Genomic DNA, 12,382 nt, shown 5'->3' with positions numbered 1-12,382 from the left:
CGAGCAAGCCTCACCCCCGTCCAGGTCGGCAGCCCGATCGGGGTTGGAGCGGCTGCCCCGGGATACTACCATGCGTACGGAGCGGATCGGCCGCTCGGGACACCCAACTCACCCCCCCATGGATCGCAGTCGTGCTCCCCCGAGTGCTCGAACCCGAGGTGATGGACACTCCCGACGAGGCGATCGCCTACGACGCGATGGACCACGCCGAGGTCAATGGCCGTTTCGTGGCCGACGTCATGACCGCCCACGGCCCCCCTCGGGGGGGGGAATGGCTCGACGTCGGCACCGGCACCGCCCTGATCCCCATCGCCCTCTGCCGGGCGGCCCAGAACGTTCGGCTCGTCGCGGTCGACCTGGCCGAATACATGCTCGCACTCGCCCGGTCCAACGTCGAACGCGCCGGGCTGACCGACCGGATCCGACTCGATCGGGTCGACGCCAAGGGCCTGACCTACCCCGACGGGTCATTCGAGGCGGTCCTCAGCAATTCGATCGTCCATCACGTCCCCGACCCCCTGCCCGCCCTGGCCGAGATGGCCCGGCTGGTCGCCCCCGGCGGGACCCTCTTCGTCCGCGACCTGGCCCGGCCGCCGGACCTCGAGACGCTCGACCGGCTCGTCTCGGCGTACGCCGGGTCGGAGCCGGAGCACGCCCGATCGATGTTCCGAGACTCCCTCCATGCGGCGCTCGCGGTCGAGGAGGTCCGGGATCTGATCCGGTCGCTCGGCTTGCCCGTAGGGGGTGTCCGAATGACCTCCGACCGCCACTGGACGCTGACCTGGCGACGGCCCCACTGACGATCGACCCGAGCAATTCGAGGCCAGGAATCCGATGCCATCGCCCCCCGAGCCGGACGTCGTCTCCCCCGAGGACGTTTCGATCCCGGTCGACGGCCGGGCCCCGCTGAAGGGCTGGCACTGGCATCGCCCCGGGCCCAGGGGCGTGCTCGTCGTCGCCCACGGGCTGGGCGAGCACTCGGGCCTCTACCGCTCCCTGGCCGAATTCCTGGTCCCGACGCTCGGCGTCGACGTGCTCGCCTTCGACTTCCTCGGTCACGGCCGGAGCCCCGGCCGTCGCGGTCACCTCGAACGGTACGAACAGCTCCTCGACGACCTGCTGGCCTCGACCCGATGGGTCGCCCGGATCCGGCCGGGAGTCCCCCGGTTCGTCCTCGGCCACTCCAACGGCGGCGTCGTGTCCATCCTCTCGCTGCTCCGGGAACCCGACGCGGCCGACGGCTTGATCCTCTCCAACCCGGCCCTCCGGCTGAAATATCAGCCCCCCCGACACAAGCTGATCGCCGGCCACGTCCTCCGGGTCCTCGCCCCCTGGGTGACCCTGAGCGGGCCGCTCCCGACCGGAGACCTGTCCCGCGACCCGCTCCAGCAGGTCCTCATCCGGGGCGACCACTTGATGCACAACCGGCTGGGTCCACCCCTGTTCTTCGGGATGAGGGCGGGGGGCATCAGCGCCCTCCAGCACGCCCCCCGAATGACGACCCCGCTCCTGGTGGTCGTCGGCGACGACGACCCCATCATCGAACCCGACTCCGGCCGGTCGTTCCACGACCGTTATGGGGCCGAGGACAAGGCGCTCCGGAGCGAGCCGGGATTCGTCCATGCCCCCCTGTTCGACCTCGGCCGGGGGGCGATCTACGGGTGCCTCGCCGACTGGCTCCGGCCGAGGCTCTCCCTGAGCCGGGACGATGTCCAATTCCAATCCGACGGGCATCCTCCCTCGCATGGACCCGATCAGCCCGACCGGACGATCCGAGGGACGATGAATCGGTGAGGGCCGGGGGCCGTCGAACCGGGGAACTGGTAATAGGTCGCCGTCCCCGTCTCGGGGTCGATCGTGAAACCGGGTTCTTCGACCACCACGACCCGGGCCCTGCCGTCACCCAGGATCTCGACGTGGTCGATCGTCCAGGACCGGGAGGCCTCCCCCCCGTGCGAGACGATCAGGGTCAGGCCGGCCAGCGCCCCGGGGTCGGCGATCGGCCGGTCGGTCTCGAACCAGCCGAGGCCCCCGGCCTCGACCGGCCGGACCGAGGCCACGATCCTCCCCTCGACCCGGGCCTGCTCGACCCGACGCCCCCCCACCTCGGCGAAGGTGCCGCCGGCCATCGAGATCCCCTCTCCCCGGACCCGCACCAGCAGGGAGTCGGTCCTCAGCACGGATCCGTCGGTGAGCGGCGCCTCCCGGACGGTCCCGGGTGCGTCGTTGACCAGCAGATGCTCGGCCCCTCCCCCGGTCTCCAGCACGAGCAACACGGTCCCCTCGGGGGACTCGACCCGGCCGGCCCGCCGCAGGCCGGAACGCCCGGGGGCCTCGAACAGGGTGACGAGCGTCGACCGCATCGGCTCCTCCTCGTCGGAGGCCCGTCGGACGATCAGGGCGCCTCGGCCCCCTCCCGAGGGGTCGGGCGACTCCGCCGAGTAGAGCGTCGACTCCCCGGGATTGAGCAGGTGGAGCCCCACCATCGGGCCGTCCGGCCCGTCGAGGACGGCTTGGGTCGGCCCCCCCACCCGGGCCTCTCGCAGTTCGGTGAACGCGGCATAGGCCTGGATGAACCACCGCCCGTTCCCCGAGGGGGAATCGGCCACCGGCACGATCGAGGCCGGCAGCAGCGTCCTCGGGCCCCGCTCCCAGCCCCGAGACGCCCGCCAACGAGCCGACGAGCCGGGGGGGGCGTGGAAGAGCTGGTCGTGCTGGTGGCCGCCCCGGACCTCGAAGACGCTGAGGGCGAACCGGGCCCGATCGTCGTGGACGACGGCCATCGTGTGCCGGTATCGGGAGCAGGTGGAGGGGTAGGCCCTCGGGTCCCCCATGGCGACGACCTGCAGGGTGGGCTCGGCGGCGAAGAACAGCAGGTCGGCACCGGGGGCCTGGCGACGCGCCCGGGCCGGCGACTCGCGCTGATTCAGGCCGTCGACGATCACGGCGTTGTGCGAGGCGGTCGACCGCTCCCAGCCATCGCGCGACGGCGGGAGGTCGTCCAGGTCGCCGAGGACCGTCCGGCCGCCGAAGGCGAGCCGGGTCGAGAGCCGATCGGATCGGGGGCCGTCGGCGTCGCCGAAGCCCCGGAGTTCCAGGTCGATCGCGTCGGGCCCCTCCCCCGCCGAGAGCCTGGCCAGGCCGACTCCTCCCAGCAAGGCCGGGCGGCGGACCTCCTCCCGGATCGGGGTCGGCGGCCAGGACACCTGGCGGACCTCGACCACCCCCGGGTCGACGATCGCCGCGTCGTCGGCCCTCCGGGCCAGCGCGAGCATGGCGGCGACCTCCGCCCCGGGCGATCCCGGTTCGGGGCCTCGTGCGACCGTCGGGGCCGGGGACGCCCCGCCCCCGGGGCCGGGGATCGCCGGCGGGGCGTGCGGAACGGCCGTACCCAGTCCCGGCACGAGGCCCCGGAACCAGCCGTCGAGCAGGCCGACGACCCGACGGTGCGCCTCCGAATCGCCCGATCGCCAGTGGCCGTCATGATAGAAGCCGCGACGGGCCAGGCCGTCGAGCGTCCGGAGGCCGGCGTCCCGGAGCCGGTCGTCCCCGAGCAGGTGGCCGACGGACAGCAGCCCCCGGGCGACGTAGATCGACCGCTCGTCGTGCGTGTCGGGGTGCCCGAGGAGGAACCGTGCCGAGGCCCGGAGCAGGTCCTCCTCGATCACCCGACGGGGGTCCTCCACCTCCAGGAGCCTCCCGGCCTCGTCGATCGCCGGGTCGTCCCGGAGCATCGCGTAGGCGATCACCAGGTTCATCGGCACGTTCAGCGCGCCGGAGCGGTCCCACTTCGCCGAGCGGAACCCCTCCCGGTACGGCGGCCTCAAGTCGGCCGGCTGGAGGTACTTCGATCGCCCCGCCTGGTCGTAGTGGACCGCGTAGGAGGGATAGACCTGGGCGAATCGGAGCAGGATCAAGGCGGCGAGCGTGGCCGGCTTCGGGTCCCGACGGGCCTCGGGCTCCTCGCGGTGCCGGACGGCCGCATAGAGGGCGAACCGCGCGAGGAAGGTCCGGGCCAGGTCGTCCCGCTTCGCATCCAGGTAGATCCGCTCGCCGGGATAACGGGCCCGCGTCGGCTCGACCAGGTGATACGGATAGGAGTGGAACGTCCCCGGCAGGACTTCCACCGTGTCCTCCGGCACCGCCTTCTCGACCTGGGCCGGGATCGCGTCGTTCGGGAACGTCGCCTCGCAGGACCGGCAGGAGACGACCTCGGGCGTCCGGACCGACCAGGTGAACGGGTCGTCGGCCTCGGTCGCCTCGCAGGACGGGCATCTCGCGTGGTAAAACCCCGCCTGCTCGGGCACGAGCGCGGCGACCTCCTCCGGCCCCATCGCCAGCAAGGCCTCGACGTCCGGTTCGGACCAGAACTCCTCCTGCCAGGGGCCCGGCAGCGAGAAGCCTGAGAACGGGTCCGACCCGGAGACCCCGGCCGGGGTCTCGGCCGCCGACGGCCCGCTGATCAGGCAGGAGAGAAGCAGGAGGAGCGGGAGGATGGGCAGGAGGGGCGGGCGGGGGAGCATGGCTCGGGATCCTTCCCGGGAGGGGGGCCCCGTCCGGGGGGATCGGGGACTCGGGGCCGGTCCGTCGGGGACCGGGCCGGGCGGCTTCGGCGCGCCCGGCCCTCGGCCCCCGATCATACCGATCATCCCACCGGGATCAATTCCGCATCCCGGCGCCCCTCCACCAATTCGAACAGCTGCACCGGCCCCAACTCCTCCTGCCGGCCGAGGTGGATTCGTCGCTGTCGATCCCTGGCGGCTTCCAGCTCGCCCGGTGCATGCTCGGCGCAATAGACGCCGTAATTCTTCAGTTCATTCTGGGTCCCGTCGCCCCATCGGCAGGCGACCTTGTAGCGGGCGGGGTGGTCGCACCCCTCGACGTCGCAGACCGGCGTATAGTGGTACGGCAGATCGTGGCTCATCGATCAGGCCCTCGGGGGGGCTCATCCCGAGCCGACGGGACCTCGGCCCTCCGAACGGACCTGGCCCTCGTTTCCGGGACGGGAGAGGTGACTGCTCGGGCTTCGCCCCGCCACCCTCATTTTAGGATCTCGACGACTCGATCCCAAGATCAACGTCGATCGGAATCGGCGGCCGGCGTGGCCGGCTCGGAGGAGACCGCCCCGATGCTTCGACTCGCCGCCCTGTGTTGCGTCGCCTCGATCGCCCCGGGCTCGCCCGCTTCGGCCGACGACCTGGCCCCGCCCCCGGCGATCGAGGCCGAGGGGGTGCCGACCATCCCCCGGGGGCTCTCCCGGGCGTTGGCCGCCTACCGGACCGTGCCCGGATACGCCTTCGGGGGCTGGCTGGGGGGACGTCGGGAGGCCCTCGTCCTCGCCGGGGCGGCCCCAGCCGGCCAGGTCTTCAGCGTGGTCACCCCCGGGGCCCCCCCGCACCAGCTCACCTCCATCGCCGGCCGGGTCCTCGGCTGTTCCCCCCGCCCCGGGCGGAACCAGTTCGCGCTGCTCTATGACGTGGACGGCAACGAGGCGGTCCAGGTCGCCCTGTTCGACACCCCGTCCGGGGAGGTTTCCCGGCTCAGCGACGGCCGGTCCCGATACTCCGAACCCCGCTGGAGCCCCGACGGCCGGACTTTGGCCGTCACCGGGGACGCCCGGAACTCCCGGGACTACGACCTCTACCTCATCGACCCCGATGACCGCCAGGGGGCCCCCCGGCTTCTCGCCGAGCTGACGGGCCTGGCCACCGTCGAGGCGTGGGCCCCCGACGGATCCCGCCTGCTCGTCACCGAGATCGACGTCTCCCAGGGATCCCGACTGCTGGCCATCGATCCCCAGTCCGGCACCCCGACCGTCGTCTTCCCGAATGCCGACTCCCCGGGCCTGCACAGCCCGGGAGATCCCCGATATGCCCCCGACGGCCGGGCGATCTTCCTGAGCCTCTATGACGGCGGCCAGTTCCGCCGCCTGGGGCGGCTGGATCCGGAATCCGGGGGCGTCTCGATCCTGACGGGAGGCATCGAGGCCGACGTCGAATCCTTCGCCGTCTCCGACGAAGGGAATGTCCTCGCGGCCTCGATCCACGACGACGGCTACTCGAGGCTCCTGATCCTCGACGCCGAGTCCGGCCGGGTACTGGCCCGCCCCGGGATCCCCGACGGGCAGATCTCTAGCCTGACCTTCCTCCCCGGCTCGACCGAGTGCGCCTTCAACCTGGAGACGACCCGGGAGCCGTCCCAGGTCTACTCGCTCGTCACCCGGACCGGCGTGCTCGTCCGATGGACGCTCGGCGTCCCCGGGGGCTCGACCTTCGACCCGCCGGCCCCCCCGGAGCGGTTCCGCTTCGAGTCCTTCGACGGCCGGGAGATCCCCGCATTCGTCTACCGCCCCGACCCGGTGCGATTCCCCGGGCCCCGTCCCGTGCTGATCGACCTGCACGGCGGCCCCCAGGCCCAGGCCAGGCCGTCGTTCCTGGGGCCGGAGTCGTACCTCGTCAACGAGCTGGGGCTCGCGCTGATCGTCCCCAACGTCCGGGGGTCCAGCGGTTACGGGCTCTCCTACCTGAGGCTCGACGACGGCGAGCGCCGGGAGGACGCCGTCCGGGACGTGGGGGCCCTGCTCGACTGGGTGGCCGATCAGCCGGGCCTGGACGCCGACCGGGTGGCCGTGCGGGGGGGCTCCTACGGCGGCTACCTCGTGCTCGCCGCGCTCTCAAGGTTTGGCGACCGGATCGCCGCCGGGATCGACGTCGCCGGCATCTCCGATTTCCAGTCGTTCATGGACGACCAGCCCGAACTCCGGCTCGACCTGCTCCGCCTCGAATTCGGGGACGAGCGGGATCCCCGGGTCCAACGCTACTTCCGGGACATCTCACCGCTCCGCCGGGCCGACCGGATCACGACCCCGATGCTCGTCGTCCAGGGAGAGAACGACCCCCGGGTCCCGGTCGCCGAGGCCCGACAGATCGTCGACGCCGTCCGGGGCAACGGCGTGCCCGTCTGGTACATGCTGGCCCGCAACGAGGGGCACGGCTTCTCCCGGGGGGAGAACCTGGAGTACCTCCGCGCCGTCGAGGCCCGGTTCCTCATCGAGCACCTCCGTCGTCCCCGACCGGCCCCGGAGTGACGGGCTCGTCCCCCTCGGGACATACTCATAGACGAGGAACCGCTCCTGACGGGGGATGCCGTGGTCGACGATCCCCCCGTTGACCTCGTACGATCGGGTCCCGAGGAGGCGGTATCGCGTCCCCATCTCCTCCAGCCAGGAGGCCAGGCCCGGATCTCGGTCGGGGTCCTGGTTGTAGATCACGCAGCGGAGCGGGCGGTCCCGGGCGACCCGATCGAATCGGGGACGGGCCGGGTCGACCCCCTCCGGTAGGTTGATCCGGCGGTTCGCCAGGTAGAGTTCCAGGCGGCCCAGCCTCCAGTAGGGGCCCTCGAAGGTCGTCCCCCGGAGCGAGTGGACGCAGCCCACCTCCGCCCCCCGGGAGACTTCAGGCCAGAACCACCTGGCGAAGTCACGGGTCCGCTGGTCCTCGATCGTCCGGTACGGGAGGGCGAAGTCGATCGCCAACATCCCCGCCCCGAGCAGCCCCAACGTCAGCAGGGCCGTCGCGAGGGCCCGGGACCTCCGGGCTGGGTCCGCGAAACGGTCGATCAGCGACGAGGCGCCGACCCCGATCAGCAGGCAGACCGCCGGGGCGACGTGCTGCATCGTCCGGGCCGTCCCGCCGTACGGGTATCGGCCGAGTGCCGAGGCCAGCAAGGTCAGGCCCATCGGCGCGATCAGCACGGCCAGCAGGCGGCGATCCCCCGCGCGGGCCAGCGCCACGATGCCGACGACCATCAGGGTCGCCGAGGCGACGCTGGCCCCCCGCTCCCCGCCGATCGGGTAGCCGAAGCCCGCCCCGAGGTGGATCGACACCAGCCAGCCGACCAGCCGGATCGGGTCGCCGACCGGGGGGAATTGTTCCGACCAGTACCCCTCCCGGTAGACAGCCCCCACCGCCTCGCTCTGCCCCCCGGTGCTCGCCAGGAACAGCCCGAGGAAGGCCAGCGGGACGACCCCCACGTAGGCCGCCCAGGCCCTCCAAATCCCCCGCCCGGGGCATCGCCGAGCGATTCCCCAGGCCGCGGGGGTGATCGCCAACCCGATGCCCCCCGCCACGAACGCCGACGGCAGCGAGCAGGCCATCGCCGCCGGCGCGATCGCGGCCAGGACCCAGAGGGGACCGGCCCGCCCGGGCCCCCGAACCCAGGCCAAGGCCGGCCCGAGCAGCACGATCGCCGCGAGCAGGTCGAACGCATACGGCTTCACTTCGGCCGAATGACGAATCGGTGCGTAGGAGACGGCGAATACCGAGACCGCCAGCAACGCCGACGGGCCGCCGACCGCCCGCCTCGCCACCCAGGCGAACACGGGGACGGCCGCAATCCCGGCGACGACCGGCGCCAGCCGGAGCGACCACTCCGACGCCCCGAGCAGGTCGATCATCCCCCGCTCGATCCACAAGAATCCCGCCGGGGCCACCTGGAAGAACGCCAGGGGCCCGAGCAACTCGCCGAAGCCCCGGCCCAGGACGTTGACGGCGACCATCGCCTCGTCCCCCCAGAGCGGCCGGTCCGTCAGGTATCGGACCAGCCTCAAGGAGACCCCGACCGCCACGGCAATCACCATCCAACGGTCGACCGGGACGGGGGCGCCGGCCGTCGTCATCCGGGGGCATCCCTCGGGCCGGTAGATCCGGCTGGGACGCCCGGCCCTATCGGGTCGACCGATCGGTTTGGGAGGCTCCGCGCCTCTGGTCCTCGCGTCCATGCTCGGGGTGCATCCTCATCGGTCCGATCCGGGCGACCCTCGCCACCGTCTCTACCCGATCCCCGGGAATCGTGCATCCCGAATCGGGCCGGTCCTCCCCGGATCCGTGCGATCCCGATCCGGTCACGCCGGCCCGGTCCAGACGAATCGCCCGGCCAGCAACCCCGAGACGAACGCCAGGAACAGCGCCAGCAGCAGGAAGAGCGACCAGGCCACGAAGGCCACCCGGGGGATCGCCACGTCCCGCCCGGGCCTCCCCCGGGCGATCGAGGCGGCCGGGACGGACGATCCGCCCTCTCCCCGAGGCCCCCGGGGAACTGCCCCCGGGTCCCGGATCCCGATCCCCGCCGGGGGCGTCCCCGGCTCGAAGGCCACCCGGGAAGCCGGCTCGGAGAGATCGGAAACGGGCCCAGGCTCCCGACCCCCGGCGGCCAGGTCGAGGAACCCGGGCGGGATCGCCACACCCTCGTCCTCCTCTCCCGGGTCCCCCGGGCCGGGGATCGGGGTCGTGGGGAGCTCATCGGAGTCGACCGCGAAGAGGGACTCCAGTTCCTCCTGCCGGAGGTCGATCCCGTCGAAGAAGCCGGGCGGGCGCGTGACGGCGCCGGACGCCCCGCCCTTCGCCTCGACCGACGCCCCGGTCGACGGCAACCATGCCGACTCGTCGCGGTCGGCCGGGGGAGGGCCCGACGGCCCCGGCACCACCAGGCCGCAGCCGCATTTCGGGCATTTCACCCGCTGGCCGGCCTTGGAGGGTGAGACGCCGAGCAGCTGGTCGCATCGGTCGCACCGGAACTTCAGGGGGTCGGGAGCCATGCGGGGGCGCCCCGTCGATCGGTCCGAGGGAATATCGAGGCGATCCTCAGCGTCCCAAGGTACGAGCCCCCGCGACGCGACGCCAGCCGATCCCACCGGCATGGCCCGACGCTTGACCCCGTCGCCCCTCGGGACAGAATGGGACCGGATGGCTCGCCTCCCGGGCCGGATGGACGGGCCCCGGTGTCTCGGGCGATCGGTCACGGCCCCGGGTCTCGGGTCGATCCCCCGCCGGACGACCGGCTCGAATCGGATCGACCCGACCCGGGCGGCCCGGGGATCCCGGCGCCCTTCCACGCTCCCCCGTCATCGTCGACATCGACCCGATCCGGCATGGACGACCAAGGAGGCCCGATGATCATCCCGCCCCGGCGACGGTCGCCATTCATCTCCACCCCCGGGCCGGCGACGGCCCTCCTCCTCGTCCTGGTCGCGACCGGGCCCCGCGTCCGGGCCGACCAGGTGGTCCTCAAGAACGGCGGCCTGATCTCGGGGGTCGTCGAGCGCGACAACGCCCTCGTCACCGTCTTCGACGGCCTGAAGCGGACCGTCATCCGCCAGACGAAGATCGAACGCGTCTCCCCCGAGCCGGCCTCCGACCGACAGCGGATGGAGCGGTTCTCCCTCGTGCAGCCCCTGGAGGTCCACGGCGGCGAGATGCCCTCCCACGCCCTCCGCGTCCGGTCGACCGAGTGGGACGACTTCGGCCAGCGGATGTTCGAGTTTTCGGAGTATAACGGCCGCTCCCTCCGTCCCGAGCGGATGAAGCAGGCGATCAACGAGATCGGGCCCGACGTGGTCAAATTCCGGGGGATCGACGGCTTCTGGGTCGGCCAGGTCGCCACCGGGCAGGTCCCCCGCCCCGTCATCCTCGGCCTGCTCGACCGCGTCGACCCGACCAACCAGAACGAGCGGCTCCGCGTCGGCCGGTTCCTGATCCAGGCGAAGTGGTACGACGAGGCCCTGGCCGAGCTCGATCGGCTCGCCGAGGCCTTCCCGGACCTGGCCGCCACCGTCGCCAACGTCCGTGGCTCGGTCCGGGACCTCCAGGCCCGTCAGGCCGTCGACGACGCCGACCGCCTCGTCGCCGTCGGCCAGCCCCGGGCGGCCGAGGAACGCCTGACGACCTTCGGGCTCGACGGCGTCTCCCCCGCCCAACGCGAGGCGGTCGACCGCCGCCTCCGGGATCTCAGGTCCGGGCTGGCCGCGCACCGGCAATTCGCCTCCGAGCTGCGGTCCGCCCTCGACCTCGCCCCGGACGACTTCCGGCGCGACCACCGGTCCGCCGTCACCGAGATCCTCCAGGCCCTGGAGAACGCCCCGGACGCCGTCGCCCCCCGGCTCGAGCCGGCCCGGCCGGCCCTCGACGGCGAGGGAAAGCCGGTCCCCCCGGAGGTCCGCCTCTGCCGCGCCCTCTCGGCATGGGTCGTCGGCCCCGAGCACGCGGTGGACGAGCCGGCGGCCGTCCGGGCGCTCTGGGACGCCCGGGACCGGATCGTCGGCTACCTGATCTCCCGGGACGGCGAGGAGCGCGCCCGCCTGAAATCCGAGCTGGAGGGCCTGTCCATCCCCGCCGCCGATGGGACCTCGCAGCCCTTCGACCTGGGACTCGCCAGCCGGATCATCCGGCAACTGCCCCCGCCGCTCGCCAGCCTGGAGCCCCCCCCCTCGGCCACCCCGCTCATCCGCCGGGTGATCGACGAGGTCAATTCGACCCCGACCGAGTACTCCGTCCTCCTCCCCCCCGAATACCACCCCCAGCGCCGATACCCGACGGTCGTCGCCCTGCACGACGGCCGGGGCCCGAAGTCGGCCCTCGAATTCTGGGGGCCGGAGGCGAGCCGGAACGGCTTCATCGTGATCGCCCCGCAATACCTCGACGAGGGCAGCGGCGAGGGTGAGTCGGCCATCGACTATCGCTATTCCTCCGACGAGCACGCCGCGGTGCTCCTCTCCCTGAGGGACGCCCGCAAGCGTTTCTCCATCGACCCCGACCGCATCCACGTCGGCGGCTCGATGCTCGGCGGCAACGCGGCCTGGGACGTCGGCCTCGCCCACCCCGACGTCTTCGCCGGCGCGGTCACGCTCTCCGGCCTGCCGGCCAAGCACGTCTCCCGGACCCGGGCCCACGGCGAATACCTCCCGCTCTACGTCGTCATCGGCGAGCTGACGACCGCCTCCACCGAGGCGCTCGTCTTCGACATGGTCAAGGACATGATCGGCAAGGCCTGGGACGTGACCTACGTCGAGTACATCCGTCGCGGCCTCGAACCCCTGCCCGAGGAGCTGCCCGCCGCCTTCGACTGGATGTCGCGACGGATCCGCACCCCCCGGCTGAAGGACTTCGAGGTCGTCTCCTCCCGCCCGGCCGCCGACCGCTTCTTCGGCGTCGTCATCCGCGAGTTCGCCCCCGGCCGCACCCCCGCCCCCGAGACGGTCGACGCCCTCGGCACCAAGCTCGACCCCGCCACCCTCTCCTGCAAGACCAACTCGACCCTCAACCTCCTGAGCCTCACCGTCGGCGGCATCAATGCCCTGGACCTCTGGATCGACCCCGAATTCCTCGACCTCGACGAACGCATCCAGATCCGGATCAACGGCAAGCGCTACTTCAACGACCTCGTCAAGCCCGACCTCGGCGCCCTGCTCGAGGATGTCCGCATCCGGGGCGACCGCACCCAGCTCTACTGGGCGAAAATCTCCCTCGGGGGCAAGCGGGCTGGGTGATCGGAACGGGGCGAGCCGAGGCGAGGCGACCCGAGACCCGGGCCGACCGGCCCCCAGGAC

Annotated in this window: 7 protein-coding genes; 4 read left to right on the top strand and 3 right to left on the bottom strand. The window is 72.4% G+C overall.

Annotated features, from left to right (window positions below; genetic code table 11):
* Positions 1-131 precede the first annotated feature (131 nt).
* Positions 132-800, top strand: coding sequence for a class I SAM-dependent methyltransferase (locus tag ElP_RS06695; RefSeq protein WP_197446771.1), 669 nt, complete (start codon positions 132-134; stop codon positions 798-800).
* A 34-nt stretch (positions 801-834) separates the two neighbouring features.
* Positions 835-1,794: an alpha/beta hydrolase gene (locus ElP_RS06690; RefSeq protein ID WP_145267876.1), complete on the top strand. Its 960-nt coding sequence runs from the start codon at positions 835-837 to the stop codon at positions 1,792-1,794.
* Here the strand turns inward: ElP_RS06690 and ElP_RS40540 are convergent.
* Together ElP_RS40540 and ElP_RS06680 are read right to left on the bottom strand one after the other, a co-directional pair.
* Positions 1,755-4,523, bottom strand: coding sequence for a heparinase II/III family protein (locus ElP_RS40540; RefSeq protein ID WP_145267875.1), 2,769 nt, complete (start codon positions 4,521-4,523; stop codon positions 1,755-1,757). The genes ElP_RS06690 and ElP_RS40540 overlap by 40 nt on opposite strands.
* A gap of 122 nt (positions 4,524-4,645) precedes the next feature.
* On the bottom strand, positions 4,646-4,924 hold the full coding sequence (locus ElP_RS06680; RefSeq protein ID WP_145267874.1) for a hypothetical protein: 279 nt from the start codon (positions 4,922-4,924) through the stop codon (positions 4,646-4,648).
* Between the two features lie 204 nt (positions 4,925-5,128).
* Between ElP_RS06680 and ElP_RS06675 the strand changes: the two genes are divergently transcribed.
* Entirely contained in the window at positions 5,129-7,087 is a 1,959-nt protein-coding gene (locus ElP_RS06675; protein ID WP_145267873.1) for a S9 family peptidase, read from the top strand.
* Between the two features lie 1,815 nt (positions 7,088-8,902).
* On the opposite strand, the gene ElP_RS06670 is transcribed toward ElP_RS06675, so the two are convergent.
* Positions 8,903-9,595, bottom strand: coding sequence for a hypothetical protein (locus tag ElP_RS06670; RefSeq protein WP_145267872.1), 693 nt, complete (start codon positions 9,593-9,595; stop codon positions 8,903-8,905).
* A gap of 354 nt (positions 9,596-9,949) precedes the next feature.
* Between ElP_RS06670 and ElP_RS37705 the strand changes: the two genes are divergently transcribed.
* Complete coding sequence (locus tag ElP_RS37705; RefSeq protein WP_197446770.1) at positions 9,950-12,322, top strand: carboxylesterase family protein; 2,373 nt, start codon at positions 9,950-9,952, stop codon at positions 12,320-12,322.
* Positions 12,323-12,382: the final 60 nt, after the last annotated feature.

Origin of the sequence: Tautonia plasticadhaerens (genome assembly GCF_007752535.1) — a bacterium.
GTDB classification, from domain to species: domain Bacteria; phylum Planctomycetota; class Planctomycetia; order Isosphaerales; family Isosphaeraceae; genus Tautonia; species Tautonia plasticadhaerens.
Note: the sequence above shows the minus strand (reverse complement) of the source record. Positions and strands in the feature narration are given on the sequence as shown.

What these genes read in the sequence shown, in the direction of transcription:
- ElP_RS06690 (WP_145267876.1), top strand. Translation starts at nt 835, where the DNA reads ATGCCATCGCCCCCCGAGCCGGACGTCGTCTCCCCCGAGGACGTTTCG.
- ElP_RS40540 (WP_145267875.1), bottom strand. Translation starts at nt 4,523, where the DNA reads ATGCTCCCCCGCCCGCCCCTCCTGCCCATCCTCCCGCTCCTCCTGCTT.
- ElP_RS06680 (WP_145267874.1), bottom strand. Translation starts at nt 4,924, where the DNA reads ATGAGCCACGATCTGCCGTACCACTATACGCCGGTCTGCGACGTCGAG.
- ElP_RS06675 (WP_145267873.1), top strand. Translation starts at nt 5,129, where the DNA reads ATGCTTCGACTCGCCGCCCTGTGTTGCGTCGCCTCGATCGCCCCGGGC.
- ElP_RS06670 (WP_145267872.1), bottom strand. Translation starts at nt 9,595, where the DNA reads ATGGCTCCCGACCCCCTGAAGTTCCGGTGCGACCGATGCGACCAGCTG.
- ElP_RS37705 (WP_197446770.1), top strand. Translation starts at nt 9,950, where the DNA reads ATGATCATCCCGCCCCGGCGACGGTCGCCATTCATCTCCACCCCCGGG.